The organism is Sphingomonas sp. BL-S-25, assembly GCF_055521555.1.
Genome location: NZ_CM145486.1, coordinates 1,783,486 through 1,800,025, shown reverse-complemented (window position 1 = coordinate 1,800,025; position 16,540 = coordinate 1,783,486). Strand labels below are relative to the sequence as shown.

The window sequence follows — 16,540 nt, the reverse complement described above, 5'->3', positions numbered from 1 at the left end:
CTATATGTGTTGCGGCGCAGCATTGTGCAAGTGCGAAAAGAATCCGATACGGTTGCATGACTTGCAATCGTAACATTGCTGTCGAATAAACACCCGGTGAGCGAAGCGGCGGCCGAGGACGTCGCTGAGCTTGCATCGGAATTGACGCAGTGCACAATGGGACACGCGATGCGACGCTTGCCGCCACTGACTGCCATCGAAGCCTTCGTACAGGTCGCGCGCCTGGGGTCGATCAAGGCTGCTGCCGAGGAACTGGCGCTGTCCTCCCCCGCGCTCAGCCGCCGCGTCCAGGCACTCGAGCGGTTCATCGGCAAGCCGCTGTTCGAACGACGGCATCAGGCGTTGAAGCTGAACGACGATGGCGACCGGTTGCTGACGATGATCGCGCCGGCACTCGATTCGATGACCGACGCGGTCGAGACGATGACCAGCGGCACCGAATTGCTTCGTCTGCGTCTCGGCATCCTGCCGCTGTTCGCGACGCAGCGTCTGATGCCGCATCTTCCCGACCTGAAGCGGCGCCATCCGGAACTCCATCTCGATGTCGACACCGGCGGGCACGGCGTCGCGCGTCTGGGCGACGGGCTGGATGCCGCAATCGTGATCGCGCGCGACATCGATCCGGGTCTCTATGCGAAGCGACTCGACCGAAACCGGGTCCATGTCATCGGCGCGCGGTCGCTGGTCGAGGGGGCGAACCCGATTACCCGGCCCGAACAACTCGCCGGGCTGACCGCGCTGGTCCACCGGGACATGGCCGATACCTTCACCCAGTGGCGGGTTGCCGCGGGGCTGCCGGACCTGGAGCCAGCGGCGGTCGATCACTTCGATTCGGGGACGCTGATGCTGGAGGCGGCGGCGCAGGGTCTGGGCGTCGCCTTCATGCTCGAATCGCATTTCGAGGCGGCGCGCGACGACCGCCTTGTCCAGTTGTTCGACCTGACGGTCGAGAGTCATTACAGCTACTGGTTCGTCTGCCGCCCGCGGGCACTGGCGACGCGGCCGGTCCGTATCTTCCATGACTGGCTGATCGCGGCGCTGGGCGTGGTCGATTAGACCTCGGCCGCGAAGAAGGGCCCTTCCCCGCCAGGAGGAAGGGCCGTTTTTCAATTATTCGGACTTATTCGGCGTGCGCCTTCAGGATCTTGCCGGGAGTGTGCGGCGGCTCGCCCTTGGGCAGCGCGTCGACATATTCCATGCCCTGGGTCACTTCGCCCCACACGGTATATTGGCGATCGAGGAAGGTCGCATCGGCCAGGCAGATGAAGAACTGCGAATTGGCGCTGTTCGGATCGGCCGTGCGGGCCATCGAGCAGACGCCGCGGACGTGCGGCTCGCTGCTGAACTCGGCCGGGAGGTTCGGCTCCTTCGAGCCGCTGGTGCCGGTGCCGGTCGGATCGCCGCCCTGCGCCATGAAGCCGTCGATCACGCGGTGGAACACGACATTGTCGTAGAAACCGGAATTGGCGAGCGTCGCGATGCGCTCGACATGCTTGGGCGCCAGGTCCGGGCGCAGCTTGATCACGACGTCGCCGCCGCTGTCGAGGGTGAATGTGAGGGTAGAGAAGTCGGACATGAAAATCTCCTGGAAACTGGCTCGCAGGTAGGCGCGAAGTCACCGACTTGCAAATCCGCCCCTTGCGCGTAAGGCCCGCAAGTACAGGCGCAGTGGACCCGGGAGGTCGGACGATGAGCGAGACCGATACCGACATCCAGGATGCGCCGACCGTCGCCGAGAGCGAGCTGGACGAGGATGATCGACTGAAGCCCGAATTCGTCCGTGCCGTGCTCGACGCAGTGCAGAGCGGCGACGACGAAACTGCCCGCGCGCTGGTCGAGCCGCTCCACCCCGCCGACATCGCCGACCTGTTCGAGCTCGCCTCGCACGAGGAGCGGCGCGACCTGGCGCGCGCGGTCACCGACCTGCTCGACGCCGACGTCTTCGCCGAGATGAACGATTATGTCCGCGAGGACCTGATCGACGCACTCGACCCGCATCAGGTGGCGGACATCGCCGCCGAACTCGATACCGACGACGCCGTCGCGATCATCGAGGACATGGAGGAAGAGGATCAGCGCGCCGTGCTGCGCGCCCTCGACCCCGACGATCGCGCCGCGATCGAGGAGGCGCTGTCCTATCCTGAGGAGTCCGCCGGCCGCCTGATGCAGCGCGAGCTGATCGCGGTGCCCGAGCATTGGACCGTCGGCGACGTGCTCGACTATCTGCGCGGCAACGAGGATCTGACGACCGATTTCTGGGAGATCTTCGTGGTCGATCCGGCGCACAAGCCGATCGGCACCTGCGAACTCTCCTGGATCCTGCGTACGCCGCGCGGCGTGTCGCTGGGCGACGTCATGAAGCGCGAACAGACGCTGATCCCGGTCGAGATGGATCAGGAGGAAGTGGCGCTGCGCTTCCAGAAATATGCGCTGATCTCCGCCGCGGTGGTCGATCCCAGCGGGCGGCTGGTCGGCATGATCACCGTCGACGACGTCGTCCACATCATCTCCGAGGAAGCGGGCGAGGACGCGCTGCTGCTCTCGGGCGCCGGCGATGGCGACATCAACGAGCCGGTGCTCGATTCGTACAAGGCGCGCGTCCGCTGGCTGATCGCGAATCTCGGGACCGCGCTGGTCGCGGCGACGATCATCAGCCTGTTCGAGGGGACGATCTCCCGAATGGTGACGCTCGCCGCGCTGATGCCGATCGTCGCGGGCGTCGGCGGCAACGCCGGCACCCAGACCATGGCGGTTACGGTGCGCGCGCTGGCGACCAACCAGCTGACCGATTCGAACAGCATGCGTACGATTCGCCGCGAGATCCTGGTCGCGCTGCTCAACGGATCGACCATCGCCATCGTGCTGGGCTGTGCGGTCGCGCTGGTGTTCCAGAACCCGCAGCTGGGCGGCGTCATTGCCGCCGCGATGATGACCAATATCCTGATCGCCGGCATGGCGGGGGTCATCGTCCCTCTCACCCTCGACCGGTTCAATGCCGATCCGGCGGTCGCCTCGTCGATCTTCGTGACGATGACCACCGACTCGATGGGGTTCCTCGTCTTCCTCGGCCTCGCGACCGCCGCTGGCCTGACGGCTTGATCGCGGGCGCCCGCGCACCCAGATCGGAACCATGCCGCTCAGCATCACCAAGGTCGCCTTTGGCTGCGACAGCGTCGACACGCTTGCCGCCCGCATCGCGGCGCGCGCCGCGGTTGCCGACCGGTTCGAAATGACGACCCGCTACCTGCCAAAGCGCCATTCCGAAATCGCCGGCGGATCGCTCTACTGGATCGTCAAGCATCAGCTCGCCGCGCGCTCGCCGATCCTCGGCTTCGGCGAGGCGGAGGGCGGGCGCACCGCGATCATCCTCGAATCAAAGCTGATCCTGGTCCAGGCACGGCCGAAGCGCGCGCATCAGGGCTGGCGCTATCTCGAGGCGGCGGATGCGCCGCTCGATCTCGGCAGCGGCGCGGGTGGCGTCAGCGACCTGCCGCCGCATCTGGCGGGCGAGCTCGCCTCGATGGGATTGATCTAGCGCCTATTTCGCGAGCGTCGGATAGGCGGCGCGAAACGCCGCGACCTTCGGCTTGTCCCAGCGCACGATATAGGGGTGCGAGGGATTTCGCCGCGCGAAATCCTGATGATAGGCCTCGGCGGGGTAGAAGCTGCCCGTTTCGACTTTGGTGGCGATCGGCTTGGCAAAGGCGTGGGCCGCGTTCAGCTGGCCGATATAGGCGCCGGCGACGCGGCGCTGCGGCTCATTCTGCGGAAAGATGGCGGAGCGATAGCTGGGGCCGACATCGGGCGTCTGGCGGTTCACCTCGGTGGGATCGTGCGCGACCGAGAAGAAAATGCGCAGCAGCGTCGCGTAGCTGACTTGTGCCGGATCATAGGTGATGCGGATCGCCTCGGCATGGCCGGTGCGCTCGGTCGACACGCGATCATAGGTCGCGTCGGCACGGCTGCCGCCGGCATAGCCCGCAGTGACCGAGCGCACGCCCTTCACCTGTTCGAACACCGCCTCCATGCCCCAGAAGCAGCCGCCGGCGAACACAGCGCTCTGCAGCCCCTTCGCGCCGCCGACATCGACCTTGGATTTGGGGATGGCGACCGCGCCATCGGCACGCGCCATGCTGGCCGGGACGAGCAATGCCAGTCCGGCCGCCGCCAGCAACGAGAAACCACGGGTCATCGGCGCACTCCTCTTCATCCTCGCGCGGGCCGTCCTAAGGTCGGAAAGCCTGCGCGAAGATGCAAGAGGTCAGCGCAGCGCGGCGCAGGCGGTCTGGATACGCTCGCACGCCTCGCGCAGGATCTCGTTCGACGTCGCGTAGCTGATCCGCATCGCCGGCGAGAGGCCGAAGGCGCCGCCATGGACCGCGGCGACGCGCGCCTCGTCGAGGAAATAGCCGACCATCTCCTCGTCAGTCGTGATCAACTTCCCCTTGGGCGTCGTCTTGCCCATCAGGCCCGAGAATTCGGGATAGACGTAGAAGGCGCCTTCGGGCGTCGGGCACGTCATGCCGTCGATCGCGTTCAGCATCGACACCACCAGGTCGCGGCGGCCGCGAAACGCCTCGTTGCGCTCGACCAGGAAGCTCTGGTCGCCGTTCAGGGCGGCAGTCGCCGCCGCCTGGGCGATCGAGCAGGGGTTGGAAGTCGACTGCGACTGGAGCTTGCCCATCGCCTTGATCAGCCAGGGTGCGCCTCCGGCAAAGCCGATCCGCCAGCCGGTCATCGAATAGGCCTTGGAACAGCCGTTCACCGTTAATGTACGATCGTACAACGACGGGCAGACCTGGGCGATCGTCGCGAACTGGAAGCCGTCATAGACGATATGCTCGTACATATCGTCGGCCATGACCCACACATGCGGGTGCCGCTCGAGCACTTCGCCCAGCGCCTTGAGCTCGTCGGCCGAATAGGCGGCGCCGGTCGGGTTGGACGGCGAGTTGAGCACCAGCCACTTGGTGCGCGGCGTGATCGCGGCATCGAGCTGTGCCGGGGTGATCTTGTAATTCTGGTCGGCGCCCGCCTGGATGAACACCGGCGTTCCGCCCGCGAACTGGACGATGTCGGGATAACTGACCCAATAGGGCGCCGGCACGATCACCTCGTCGCCAGGCTGGACGGTCGCGACCAGCGCGTTGAACAAAGTGTGCTTGCCGCCGACATTCACGCTGATCTGCTGCGTGGTATAGTCGAGGCCATTGTCGCGTTTGAACTTGGCGACGATCGCCGCCTTCAGCTCGGCAGTGCCGTCGACATTGGTGTAGCGCGTCTGGCCCGAACGGATCGCCGCGATCGCGGCGTCCTGGATATATTCCGGCGTATCGAAGTCGGGCTCGCCCGCGCCCAGGCCGATCACGTCCACGCCATTCGCCTTCAGCTCGTTCACCCGTGCGGTGATGGCAAGCGTCGGAGAGGGCTGGATACGGTCGAGCGCAGCGGAAGTCTTCATCGGTCAGGGCGCCTGTCTTTTGAGGAGAAAGCGCCGCGCCTATACGCTCGGCTTTGTGCGATGCGCAAATGTAACGGCGGTTACGAGTCCGCGAAGCGCATTGCCGATGAAAAAACCGCCCGCCAGCTCCTCGGGGCGAAGCTCGCCCTCGATCGCACGGCCGCTGTCCAGCAGCTCGGCGCGCAGCACGCCGGGCAGCAGCCCGCGCGACAGCGGCGGCGTCACCAGCCCCCCGCCCCGCTCGACGAAGATCGAAGTGAAGCTGCCCTCCGTCAGAAAGCCCGCCTCGTCGGTATAAAGCGTCTCGAACGCATCCGGCACCCGGGGATAGATGTCGCGGCGGCTGGTCTTGTGCGTCAGGCGGAAATCCTGTCGCGGCACGGTGCGCGGCAGGATCGCCACGGCAACGGGCTCGCGCGGCCGATCGGGCATCGGCGCGATTCCGATCGAGATTGCCCCCGACCGCGCCAGCAGCAGCCGCACCCGCGATGCTTCGCGCAGGCGGAAGGTCGCCGCCTGCAGGTCGTTGCGCGCCGCGTGCCGGTCGAAGGTGAAGCCGAAATGCGCCGCACTCGCCCGGATCCGCGCGAGATGGCGCTCGAGCAGCATGATACCGCATTCCGGATCGAACGCCATCGTCTCGATCAGGTCGAACCCGGTCTCGCCGGCCGTGACGAACGCCCCCTTGGCGAGACATTCGGCCCATTCCTCGTCGACCTGTGAGTCGGCGACGACGCCCGACCCCAGCCCCAGTACCGCCGGAGCGTCCGCCGAATCGATGCTCAGCGTGCGGATCGCGACGTTGAAGCTGGCGCTGCCGTCGGGATCGATCCGCCCGATCGAGCCGGTATAGAGGTTGCGCGGCGCCTGTTCGACCTCGCCGATCACCTGCATCGCCCGGATCTTCGGCGCGCCGGTGATCGAACCGCAGGGAAACAGCGCGCTCAGCGCATCGACCGCGTCGAGTTCGTCTCGCAGCCGTGCGGTGACGGTCGAGACCATCTGATGCACGGTCGGATAGCGCTCGACCTCGAACAATTGCGGCACCGACACCGATCCCGGCCGGGCGACCCGACCCAGATCGTTGCGCATCAGGTCGACGATCATCAGATTTTCGGCGCGCTGCTTCGGATCGGCGGCGAGCGCTTCGGCGAGCGCGCGGTCCTCCGCTTCGGTCGCCCCGCGCAGCGCGGTGCCCTTCATCGGCCGGGCGGTCAGCACGTCCTGATCGAGCGAGAAGAAGAGCTCCGGGGACAGCGACAGCATCCAGCGCTCGCCGGTCGCGATCAATGCGCCATGGCCCGCCGCGGCGCGCGACCGGAGCAAGGCATAGAGCGCCGCCGGTTCCCCCGCCCAGCGCACCGCCGCGCGGAAGGTCAGGTTCGCCTGATAGATGTCGCCGGCCTGGATCAGGTCGATCACCCGCGCGAACTGTTCGCCATAGCGGGTCCGGCCGATATGCGGCTCGGGTGGCCCGGCCCAGGCGCCCGCAGGATCGGGAAGCGCCGCCGGTACGTCGATCTCGTCATAGCGGTCGAAGAGCCCGAACCACAGCAGCGGTGCATCGCCCGGGGCGGCGGGGATCCGTCCTTGCGGCTCGAACGCTGCGCCGGCTTCGTAGGTCAGATAGCCCGCAGCGTAGCGGCCACTCGCGCGGATGCGCGCAAGCGACGCGGGGATCTCGGCCACGCTTCGCGCCTCGACGATCTCGACCGGATGGGCATAGAGGCGCGCACGCCCGTCGGGACGCGCGTCGTCGAGCAGCACGAAGGGGGGATCGGGCAGCATGGGACGTCCGAATGCCGTTCGCCGCCGCCGGGGGCAACCCCGAGTTGCTCGACGGTGCGCCCCTGCCTATCAGCACGGCCATGTCGACTCCCCCGATGCGCGCCGCGATCGTCCCCGTCACGCCGCTCCAGCAGAATTGCACGTTGTTATGGTGCACGCGCACGATGCGGGGTGCCTTTGTCGATCCCGGCGGCGATCTCGACAAGCTTCGCGCGGCGATCCGACACCATGGCGTCACGATCGAAAAGATCCTGATCACGCATGGCCATATCGATCATTGCGGCTCGGCCGGCGCCTTTGCCGACGAGCTTGGCGTGCCGATCGAGGGGCCGCATGAAGCCGACCGGTTCTGGATCGACCGTCTCGAAGAGGACGGTAGCAGATATGGCGTGCCGGGCCTGCCCTTCGAACCGTCCCGCTGGCTGGTCGATGGCAATCAGGTGACGGTCGGCGACCTCGTCCTCGACGTCTATCATTGCCCCGGTCACACGCCGGGCCATGTCGTGTTTCACCATGCGCCATCGAAATTCGCCACGGTCGGCGACGTGCTGTTCCAGGGATCGATCGGCCGAACCGATTTTCCCCGCGGCAATCACCAGGATCTGATCGACGCGATCGTCGGCAAGCTGTGGCCGCTGGGCGGCGATACCAGCTTCGTCCCCGGTCACGGTCCGCTCAGCACTTTCGCGCGTGAGCGGCAATCCAATCCCCACGTCGCCGACTCGGTGCTCGCCCGGCGCTAAACGTCGGCCCCACTCAGTACCAGGCGGTGACGATCGCCGCGATTCCCAGCGCGAGCATCCCGAGCATCGTCGTCGCCGCGCCGAATTGCCGGGCGGGCATGAAGCCGTCCATGCCGAATGGATGGGCGACACGTCCCAGGATGAACAATGCCGCCGCGACCCACAGCCACAGCCTGGTCCCCAGCGCGAGTTCGAGCAGCCCGATCAGGATCAGCGCCAGCGGCACATATTCGGCGAAGTTCGAATGCGCCCGCATCCGCGCGTTCAGCAGCTCGTTGCCGCCATCGCCCACTGAAATCCGCTCCCGGATTCGGATTCGCCCGATCCGCACGCCCAGCCACAGGTTGATCAGCGCCGCAGCGCCCGCCGCGGTCAAGGTCACGGGAAGCAAAGTCATGAAGAATCCCCTTTCGGTCCCGCATACAGCGTCGCATGGCTGTGGACAGCCTTGCAACTGCGTCAGGAATCGGTATAGGCGCACGCTCGCTTCGTGACCTGTCCATCTGGTCCGGCGAGCGGCCGGCCTGGACCGTCGCTTGCCCGGAACTCCCCATGGGCGTATCGCGAACCCGATATTGACAGTCAGTTCTAAGAAGGTTTGCCGAAATGGCCGTTCCCAAGAGAAAGACTTCGCCCTCGCGGCGTGGCATGCGTCGGGCGCACGACGCCCTCAAGGTCGAGGCGTTCCAGGAATGCCCGAACTGTGGCGAGCTGAAGCGTCCCCACGTTCTGTGCGGCGCCTGCGGCCACTATAACGGTCGTGAGATCACGTCCGTCGAGGCCTGAGCCTGACAACAGGGGCCTGACAGCATGACGACACCCTCGCGAATCGCCGTCGATGCGATGGGCGGCGACGAGGGTATCGCCGTGATGCTGGCAGGCGTCGCGGCTGCGCGGCGCCGGTACGAGGGGATTCATTTCTACCTCGTCGGCGACGAAGCGCAGATCCGCGAAGGACTTGCGACTCACCCGAACCTGACGGCCGCGTCCGAGATCGTTCACGCACCTGACGTGATCCGGTCGGACGAGAAGCCGAGCCAGGCGATTCGTCGCGCCCGCACCACATCGATGGGAATCGCCATCGACCTGGTGAAGCAGGGCAAGGCGGGTGCCGCAGTGTCCTCGGGCAATACCGGCGCGCTGATGGCGATGTCGAAGCTGTCGCTGCGCACGATGAAGGGGATCGACCGGCCGGCGCTGGCCGCGCTGATGCCCAGCCTGGGCGAGACCGACACGGTCATGCTCGACCTTGGCGCCAATACCGAGGTCGATGCCCGCAACCTCGTCCAGTTCGCCGTGATGGGCGCTGCCTATGCGCGCACCGCGCTGGATCTCGAGCGTCCCCGCGTCTCGCTGCTGAACATCGGCACCGAGGAGATGAAGGGCACCGAGAATATCCGCGATGCCGCCGCCGCGCTGCGCGAGGCGGGCCATCTGCGACTCGATTTCCGCGGCTTCATCGAAGGCAACAAGCTGTCGCGCGGCGAGACCGACGTCATCGTCTGCGACGGCTTTTCGGGCAATATCGCGCTGAAGACGGTCGAGGGTACGGCGCGATTCGTCGCCGACCTGCTGCGCCGCGCCTTCGCCAATTCGATCCGCTCGAAGATCGGCTTCCTGATCTCGAAGCCCGCGACCGAATTGCTGCGGCATCACCTCGACCCCAACAACCATAATGGCGCGGTCTTTCTCGGCCTGAACGGCATCGTCGTGAAGAGCCATGGCAGCGCCAACGAGACCGGCGTCGCGACTGCGATCGGTTTCGCCGCGAAGATGCTGCGCGACGATCTGATTCGCCGCATCGCCGAGGATCTGGGTCACATCGAATCGAAGGCGGCTTAAGGCTGGATATGACGTTGCGTTCGGTCATCATCGGTACGGGCACCGCGCTTCCTGCTCGACGCGTTTCCAATGCCGAACTGGCCGAGATGGTCGACACGACCGACGAATGGATCGTCGAGCGCACGGGCATCCGCTTTCGCCATCTGGCGGGTCCGGACGAGACCACCTCGAGCCTCGCGACCGACGCCTGCCGCGCGGCACTGGCCTCTGCCGGTATCGAGGCGAACGATATCGATCTGATCGTGCTCGCCACCGCGACACCCGACCAGACGTTCCCTGCCACCGCGACCAAAGTTCAGGCGGCGCTCGGCATCAATGTCTGCGTCGCCTTCGACGTCGCGGCCGTGTGCTCGGGCTTCCTCTATGCGCTGCAGGTCGCCGATTCGATGATCCGTGTCGGCGCGCATCGTCGCGCACTGGTGATCGGCGCCGAGACGTTCAGCCGCATCCTCGATTGGGAGGATCGCACCACCTGCGTCCTGTTCGGCGACGGCGCCGGCGCGATCGTGCTCGAGGGTCAGGAATCGGACGAGGCGACCGGCCGCGGCATCCTGGCGACCCGGCTCCATGCCGATGGCCGTCACAACGAACTTCTCTACGTCGATGGCGGTCCCTCGACGACCGGGACCGTCGGCAAGCTCAGGATGAAGGGCCGCGAGGTCTTCCGCCATGCCGTCGTCAACCTGGCCGAAGTGATGCAGGAAACGCTGGCGGTCGCCGGCCTGACCGCGGACGATGTCGACTGGGTCGTGCCGCATCAGGCCAATGCCCGTATCCTCGACGCGACAGCACGCAAGCTCAGCCTGCCGGCAGAGCGAGTCGTGGTGACGGTCGACCAGCACGCCAATACCTCCGCCGCATCGGTGCCGCTGGCGCTCGACACGGCGGTGCGCGACGGCCGAATCAAGTGGGGCGACCTGCTGGTGCTGGAGGCGATGGGTGGCGGCTTCACCTGGGGAGCGGCGGTAGTGCGCTTCTAGAACCAGTCGTTGTTGTACCGTAATGTTCCCGTTTGCGGGTTCATCACAATCTGTTAGACTAAAGTTTGATCATTCGCGGAGACTCCGGACCATGGCCGCTGGCGCCACGCTGACGAGAGCTGATCTGGCCGAATCGCTTCACCGCGAGGTTGGTCTGTCGCGTGCAGATGCGGCGCGACTGGTCGAACAGATTCTCAGCCATATGTGCGAAGCGCTGTCCAAGGGCGAGAACGTCAAGATCTCCGGATTCGGCAGCTTCATCCTTCGCGACAAGGGCGAGCGGATCGGACGCAATCCCAAGACCGGCGTCGAGGTGCCGATCGCTCCGCGCCGCGTCCTCACGTTCAGGGCCAGCCAGATGATGCGCGACCGCATCGTCTCGGCCGGCTGACGGACGGGGCCATGCCGGCGCCCGGAAAGGCGGCTGGCGCGCTCCGCACGATTGGCGAGCTGGCCGAGGAGATCGGCCGCCCTCAGCATATCCTGCGCTATTGGGAGACGCGGTTCCCGCAATTGCGTCCGCTGACCCGCGCCGGGAATCGGCGCTACTACCGGCCCGAGGATGTCGAGCTGGTCAAGCGGATCCACCATCTTCTGGCGGACGAGGGCTATACGATCCGCGGGGTCCAGAAGCTGCTGGCCAGCGAAAAGCCCGGCCGCGGCCCGGCGCCCAAGGCGTGCAGCAGCGGATCGCTCACCGCGATTCGCGCGTCGCTGATCCAGGCACTCGAGGAGGATGGCGGCTGACCGCCCGTCCCGTCAGTCGCGATCGGGGCCCAGTGCCGGATCCAGGTCGCGCGGACGGGTGAAGCGGACCAGCTGACCGGTACCGGACTTCAGCTCCGCCCAGCTTTCGACCGCGAACCGCATCTCGGCGAGGCTGGCGGTGGGGAATTTCACCTCAACATCGTCGCGCAGCTGATCGTCGTCGGGGATCAGCGCCAGCACCAGTTCTTCCAGCCCCGGATTATGGCCGACCATCAATACCCGGTCCGCCGCGTCGGGCAGTTCGTGGACAATGTCGAGCAGGGTCGCGACCGATGCCAGATAGACGCGCTGGTCCCAGTCGGGCGCAAGGTCGCTGCCATAGCTTTGCTCGACCTCGGCCAGCGTCTCGATCACCCGGACCGCGGGCGATGCGACGACATGGTCGAAGCCCAGCCCGATCGCCTTCATGTAGCGGCCGACCGCCTGGGCGGCGCGATGTCCCTTCGGATTCAGCGGCCGATCGAAATCGCGCGCGACGGGGTCATCCCAGCCCGATTTGGCATGACGCAGCAAGGTGAGGGTCTTCATGATATCCCCGGATCGGCATCTTCATGGTCGGTCGCGGGTGCGTCATGCCGCAACCCTGTTGCCAAAGAAAGACGAACCCGCGCCACCGCCTCATCCAACGTTACGCGGGCGACCGGCGTTCCGGTGGGGAAGGCGGAAAGCAGCCGCGACGGCATTGCCGCGGACAGAAGGACGAAGGTGCCGCGATCGTCGGCACGCCGGATCAGCCGTCCGAACGCCTGGGCCAGCCGAGCGCGGACGATCCGGTCGTCATGCGCCGATCCGCCGCCCGCCAGCCGCCGCGCCGCATGGAGCACGGTCGGCTTGGGCCAGGGCACGCCCTCCATCACGACGAGCCGCAGCGACTCGCCCGGTACGTCGACGCCGTCGCGCAGCGCATCGGTGCCGATCAGCGAGGCGCGCGGATCGTCGCGAAAGATATCGACCAGCGTCCCGGTGTCGATCGGATCGACATGCTGCGCCATCAACGGCAGCCCTTCGCGTGCCAGCCTATCGGCGATGCGGGCATGGACCGCGCGCAGCCGCCGGATCGCGGTGAACAGGCCCAGCGTCCCGCCATCCGCCGCGACGATCAGCCGGGCATAGGCATTGGCCAGCGCGGGCAGGTCGCCGCGCTTTACGTCGGTGACGATCAGCACCTGTGCCTGGTTGGCATAGTCGAACGGACTGGGCGCTTCGAACCGGCCGGGCGGCCGCATCAGATGCGCTGCGCCGCTGCGCGCCTCGGCCAGTTCCCAATCGCCCCCGGCACGCAGCGTCGCCGAGGTGATCAGCGCGCCATGCGCCTGTTTCAGCACCGTCTCGGCAAAGGGCTTGGACGGGTCGAGCCAGTGGCGGTGCAGGCCGATGTCATATTCGCGCCCCTCGACCCGATCGACCGCCAGCCAGTCGACATATTCGGGATCGGCCGGCCCGCCGATGCGAGCGATCAGCGCCAGCCACGCGCCGACGGTCTCGGTCCGCCAGCCGAGCGATGCGATCGCGCCCTCGATCCGCGCCCGTGCTGCGCCGTCCATCCAGTCGGGCGCCTCCGCCAGCACCGCTTCGAGGCGGCGACCGAGCGTGACCATTGGCCGAACCATTGCCTCCAGCGCGGCGCCGGCCGGTCCGGCCGCCTCGACCAGCGTCCCGTCGGGCTCGGCCAGCTCGGTTTCCAGCCCATAGCCTGCCTCGGCGGCATTCTCGGCGCGCGCATAGACGAGGCCGCGAACCGCCGCGAGCAGCGACTCGACCGGTCCGAAGGGCTGGCCTTCGTTCAGCCGCTGCAGCCAGCCATCGCTCGGCAGCGCCTGCGCGGCGATCACCGCCGCCGAGATCGCCTCGCCGCCCTCCGCGTCATAGCTGGCGACGTCGGACAGCCGCGCGGCCAGACCGCGCCGCCGGCCGCGCGATCCCGATTCGGGGCCGGTGATCCAGCGGCGCAGCTCGATCGCCTCCTGTCCGGTCAGCGCGGCGGAGAACATCGCGTCAGCGGCATCGAACAGATGATGGCCTTCGTCGAACACATATCGCGTCGGTCGTGCCGCGGTCTCGCGACCACGTGCGGCATTGACCATCACCAGCGCATGGTTGGCGATGACCAGATCGGCATCGACGCTGGCGCGCGCCGCGCGCTCGATGAAGCATTTCCGATAATGCGGGCAGCCGGCATAGATGCACTCGCCGCGGCGGTCGGTCAGTGCGGTCGACCCGTTGCGGCGGAACAGCACCGGCAGCCAGCCGGGCAGGTCGCCGCCGACCATGTCGCCGTCGCTGCTATAGGCTGCCCAGCGCGCCACGAGTTGCGCCAGCACCGCCGCGCGCCCGGCAAAGCCACCTTGCAACGCATCCTCGAGATTGAGCAGGCAGAGATAATTCTCGCGCCCCTTGCGGGTGACGATGCGCCGCTTGCGCTCGTCGGGATCGGCGAACAGCCGCTCGCCCTCATTGGCCAGCTGGCGCTGAAGCGCCTTGGTGAAGGTCGACACCCACACCGCGCCGTCCGCCTCCTTGGCCCAGAGCGAGGCGGGGGCGAGATAGCCGAGCGTCTTGCCGATGCCGGTGCCCGCTTCCGCCAGCACCAGGTTCGGCGACTCGCGCATCTCGCGCGGGGCGAAGGCGCGCGCGGCGGCGGTGGCATAGTCGCGCTGGCCCTGGCGCCGCTCGGCACCGCTGCCGGTCAGCCGGGCGAGGCGGTCGGCGACGGCCTCGTCGTTCAGCGTCACCGTCCGCGGCGCCGACCGCGGCGGCTGCTCGCTCCATTCGGGCAGGCGCGAGAACAGCCAGCGCTCGGCCCGCTCGGGCTTGTCGAGCCACTGGCTGACCACTGGGGCCCAAGGCCAGCGTAGCCGGAACAGCGACTGGGCGGCATGCCAGGCACCCTCTCGCTCGGGCCAGTCCCCCTCGGTGCTGGCGAGCAGCGCCTGGGCGGTATCGCGCAGGAACGGGGCGACCTCGGCGTCGCTTGCCGGCGGCTCGATCCCGGCGGCGCGGGCGAGCCCCTTGGGCGTGGGCACCATGAAGCGGGCGGGGCGGAGGAAGGCGAACAGCTCGAGCAGGTCCAGTCCCGACAGCTCGGGATGGCCCAGACGCTGGCCGATCAGCGGCGCGTTCAGCAGCAAGGTGGGGGTGTCGGCGGCGATCCGGATCGCCTCGCCGCGGCCGACGGGGCGGACCTCGCCCTCATATGCGATCCACACGCCGCCATGGCTCGCGTGCAGGGCAGGATAGGGGAGATCGCGCACGTCCAATCCATAGCATGGGAGAACACAAGGGAAACAGCGATTGTGGTGCGGATGAAGTCGCGGCCGCGTCCCCCCGGATACTGGCCCTGACGCCGAGTCTTCGCTAGAGCCCGGCGCATGTTCGACAAGGCACAATTGCGCGACGCCGCGCTCGTTTCGAAGGCTTGGCCCTATGAAGAGGCGCGCAAGCTGCTGAAACGCTATCCCGACGGCGCGCCGGCCAAGGGACATGTGCTGTTCGAAACCGGCTATGGCCCCTCGGGCCTGCCGCATATCGGCACGTTCAACGAAGTGCTGCGCACGACGATGGTTCGTCATGCGTTCGAGGCATTGTCGGACATTCCCACGCGGCTGATCGCGTTCAGCGACGACATGGACGGGCTGCGCAAGGTGCCGGACAATGTGCCGAACAAGGAGATGCTGGCGCAGCATCTCGGCAAGCCGCTGACGCAGGTGCCCGATCCGTTCGGCACGCATGACAGTTTCGCCGCGCATAATAATGCGCTGCTGTGCGAATTCCTCGACCGGTTCGGCTTCGACTATGAGTTCGTGTCGTCGACCGACTATTATCATGGCGGTCGCTTCGACGACGCGCTGCGCGGGGTGCTGCGCAACTATCAGGCGATCCTCGACGTGATGCTGCCGACGCTCGGCAAGGAGCGTCAGGCGACCTATTCGCCGGTGCTGCCGATCAGCCCGAAGAGCGGCATCGTGCTGCAGGTTCCGGTCGAGGTGATCGATGCCGAACAGGGGCTGATCGCGTTCGACGATAGCGGCGACCGGGTGGTCCAGAGCGTGCTGGGCGGCAAGGCGAAGCTGCAATGGAAGGTCGACTGGGCGATGCGCTGGGTCGCGCTGGGCGTCGATTACGAAATGTCTGGCAAGGACCTGATCGACTCGGTCACCCAGTCGTCGAAGATCGCCCGCGTGCTCGGCGGCAAGCCGCCCGAGGGCTTCAACTACGAGATGTTCCTCGACGAAAAGGGCGAGAAGATCTCCAAGTCGAAGGGCAACGGGCTCAGCCTCGAGCAATGGCTGACCTATGGTCCCGACGAGAGCCTCGCCTTCTATATCTTCCGCGAACCGCGCAAGGCGAAGGCGCTGCACATGGGCGTGATCCCGCGTGCGGTCGACGATTACTGGCAGTTCCGCGGCAACTGGCCGAACCAGCCGATCGAGCAGAAGCTGGGCAATCCGGTGCATCATATCCACAACGGCAATGTGCCGAGCGAGACGCTGCCGGTGACCTTCGGGTTGCTGCTCAACCTCGTCGGGGTGATGGGCGGCGACGCGACCAAGGACCAGGTCTGGGGCTATCTCGGCAATTATGTCGCCGATGCCTCGCCCGAAAACTGGCCGGCGCTCGACAAGCTGATCGACTATGCGCTCGCCTATGCCCGCGATTTCGTCGCGCCGACGCTCCAGCGTCGCGCGCCGACGGGCGTCGAGGTCGAGGCGCTCCGGCGGCTCGATGCCGATCTGGCGGCGCTGCCCGCGGACGCGAGTGCCGAGGACATCCAGAACATCGTCTACGAGATCGGCAAGACCGGCGGCTTTGGCGAGCTGCGCGACTGGTTCAAGGCGCTGTACGAGACGCTGCTCGGCTCCAGCCAGGGGCCACGCATGGGGAGCTTCATCGCGCTCTACGGCATCGCCAATTCGCGCAAGCTGATCGCCGACGCACTGGCCAGGGCGGCCGACTGATCG

17 protein-coding genes are annotated in these 16,540 nt (G+C 66.9%); 10 read left to right on the top strand and 7 right to left on the bottom strand.

Annotated elements, in window-relative coordinates:
- Positions 1-168 precede the first annotated feature (168 nt).
- Positions 169-1,056: a LysR substrate-binding domain-containing protein gene (locus tag ACZ1H8_RS08620; protein ID WP_465180901.1), complete on the top strand. Its 888-nt coding sequence runs from the start codon at positions 169-171 to the stop codon at positions 1,054-1,056.
- A gap of 64 nt (positions 1,057-1,120) precedes the next feature.
- Here the strand turns inward: ACZ1H8_RS08620 and ACZ1H8_RS08615 are convergent, their stop codons facing one another.
- Positions 1,121-1,576, bottom strand: coding sequence for a peptidylprolyl isomerase (locus ACZ1H8_RS08615; protein ID WP_465180900.1), 456 nt, complete (start codon positions 1,574-1,576; stop codon positions 1,121-1,123).
- A gap of 113 nt (positions 1,577-1,689) precedes the next feature.
- Between ACZ1H8_RS08615 and mgtE the strand changes: the two genes are divergently transcribed.
- Both mgtE and ACZ1H8_RS08605 read left to right on the top strand, forming a co-directional pair.
- Entirely contained in the window at positions 1,690-3,099 is a 1,410-nt protein-coding gene (gene mgtE / locus ACZ1H8_RS08610) for a magnesium transporter (RefSeq protein WP_465180899.1), read from the top strand.
- A 31-nt stretch (positions 3,100-3,130) separates the two neighbouring features.
- Positions 3,131-3,535 carry a DUF1489 family protein gene (locus ACZ1H8_RS08605; protein ID WP_465180898.1) on the top strand — a complete coding sequence of 135 codons (405 nt, stop codon included), beginning with the start codon at positions 3,131-3,133 and terminating at the stop codon, positions 3,533-3,535.
- Positions 3,536-3,538: 3 nt separating this feature from the next.
- Here ACZ1H8_RS08605 and msrA read toward each other — a convergent pair whose 3' ends face one another.
- The 3 genes from msrA to pabB form a co-directional block, all read right to left on the bottom strand.
- Positions 3,539-4,192: a peptide-methionine (S)-S-oxide reductase MsrA gene (gene msrA, locus ACZ1H8_RS08600; RefSeq protein ID WP_465180897.1), complete on the bottom strand. Its 654-nt coding sequence runs from the start codon at positions 4,190-4,192 to the stop codon at positions 3,539-3,541.
- A gap of 69 nt (positions 4,193-4,261) precedes the next feature.
- Positions 4,262-5,461, bottom strand: coding sequence for a pyridoxal phosphate-dependent aminotransferase (locus ACZ1H8_RS08595; protein ID WP_465180896.1), 1,200 nt, complete (start codon positions 5,459-5,461; stop codon positions 4,262-4,264).
- A 39-nt stretch (positions 5,462-5,500) separates the two neighbouring features.
- Positions 5,501-7,249 carry an aminodeoxychorismate synthase component I gene (pabB, locus tag ACZ1H8_RS08590; RefSeq protein WP_465180895.1) on the bottom strand — a complete coding sequence of 583 codons (1,749 nt, stop codon included), beginning with the start codon at positions 7,247-7,249 and terminating at the stop codon, positions 5,501-5,503.
- A gap of 80 nt (positions 7,250-7,329) precedes the next feature.
- Here pabB and ACZ1H8_RS08585 point away from each other — a divergent pair, with 80 nt between their 5' ends.
- Positions 7,330-7,992, top strand: a complete 663-nt coding sequence (locus ACZ1H8_RS08585) for an MBL fold metallo-hydrolase (protein WP_465180894.1) — start codon at positions 7,330-7,332, stop codon at positions 7,990-7,992.
- A 13-nt stretch (positions 7,993-8,005) separates the two neighbouring features.
- On the opposite strand, the gene ACZ1H8_RS08580 is transcribed toward ACZ1H8_RS08585, so the two are convergent.
- Complete coding sequence (locus ACZ1H8_RS08580) at positions 8,006-8,389, bottom strand: MAPEG family protein (RefSeq protein ID WP_465180893.1); 384 nt, start codon at positions 8,387-8,389, stop codon at positions 8,006-8,008.
- 209 nt (positions 8,390-8,598) lie between these two features.
- Between ACZ1H8_RS08580 and rpmF the strand changes: the two genes are divergently transcribed.
- The 5 genes from rpmF (at position 8,599) to ACZ1H8_RS08555 (ending at position 11,561) form a co-directional block, all read left to right on the top strand.
- Positions 8,599-8,778: a 50S ribosomal protein L32 gene (gene rpmF, locus ACZ1H8_RS08575; RefSeq protein WP_346247652.1), complete on the top strand. Its 180-nt coding sequence runs from the start codon at positions 8,599-8,601 to the stop codon at positions 8,776-8,778.
- Positions 8,779-8,802: 24 nt separating this feature from the next.
- Positions 8,803-9,834: a phosphate acyltransferase PlsX gene (plsX, locus tag ACZ1H8_RS08570; protein ID WP_465180892.1), complete on the top strand. Its 1,032-nt coding sequence runs from the start codon at positions 8,803-8,805 to the stop codon at positions 9,832-9,834.
- A gap of 8 nt (positions 9,835-9,842) precedes the next feature.
- Positions 9,843-10,814 carry a beta-ketoacyl-ACP synthase III gene (locus ACZ1H8_RS08565; protein WP_465180891.1) on the top strand — a complete coding sequence of 324 codons (972 nt, stop codon included), beginning with the start codon at positions 9,843-9,845 and terminating at the stop codon, positions 10,812-10,814.
- A 91-nt stretch (positions 10,815-10,905) separates the two neighbouring features.
- Positions 10,906-11,205: an integration host factor subunit alpha gene (locus ACZ1H8_RS08560; protein WP_346247655.1), complete on the top strand. Its 300-nt coding sequence runs from the start codon at positions 10,906-10,908 to the stop codon at positions 11,203-11,205.
- Positions 11,206-11,216: 11 nt separating this feature from the next.
- Positions 11,217-11,561 (top strand): MerR family transcriptional regulator, encoded by a 345-nt coding sequence (locus ACZ1H8_RS08555; RefSeq protein WP_465180890.1) that lies wholly within the window; start codon positions 11,217-11,219, stop codon positions 11,559-11,561.
- Positions 11,562-11,573: 12 nt separating this feature from the next.
- On the opposite strand, the gene ACZ1H8_RS08550 is transcribed toward ACZ1H8_RS08555, so the two are convergent.
- Together ACZ1H8_RS08550 and ACZ1H8_RS08545 are read right to left on the bottom strand one after the other, a co-directional pair.
- Entirely contained in the window at positions 11,574-12,110 is a 537-nt protein-coding gene (locus ACZ1H8_RS08550) for a SixA phosphatase family protein (protein ID WP_465180889.1), read from the bottom strand.
- The gene (locus tag ACZ1H8_RS08545) at positions 12,107-14,833 is read right to left on the bottom strand and encodes an ATP-dependent DNA helicase (protein ID WP_465180888.1); all 2,727 of its coding nucleotides are present in this window, start codon (positions 14,831-14,833) and stop codon (positions 12,107-12,109) included. The genes ACZ1H8_RS08550 and ACZ1H8_RS08545 overlap by 4 nt, the downstream gene beginning before the upstream one ends.
- 117 nt (positions 14,834-14,950) lie before the next feature.
- Between ACZ1H8_RS08545 and ACZ1H8_RS08540 the strand changes: the two genes are divergently transcribed.
- Positions 14,951-16,537: a lysine--tRNA ligase gene (locus tag ACZ1H8_RS08540; RefSeq protein WP_465180887.1), complete on the top strand. Its 1,587-nt coding sequence runs from the start codon at positions 14,951-14,953 to the stop codon at positions 16,535-16,537.
- The last annotated feature ends 3 nt before the right edge of the window (positions 16,538-16,540 follow it).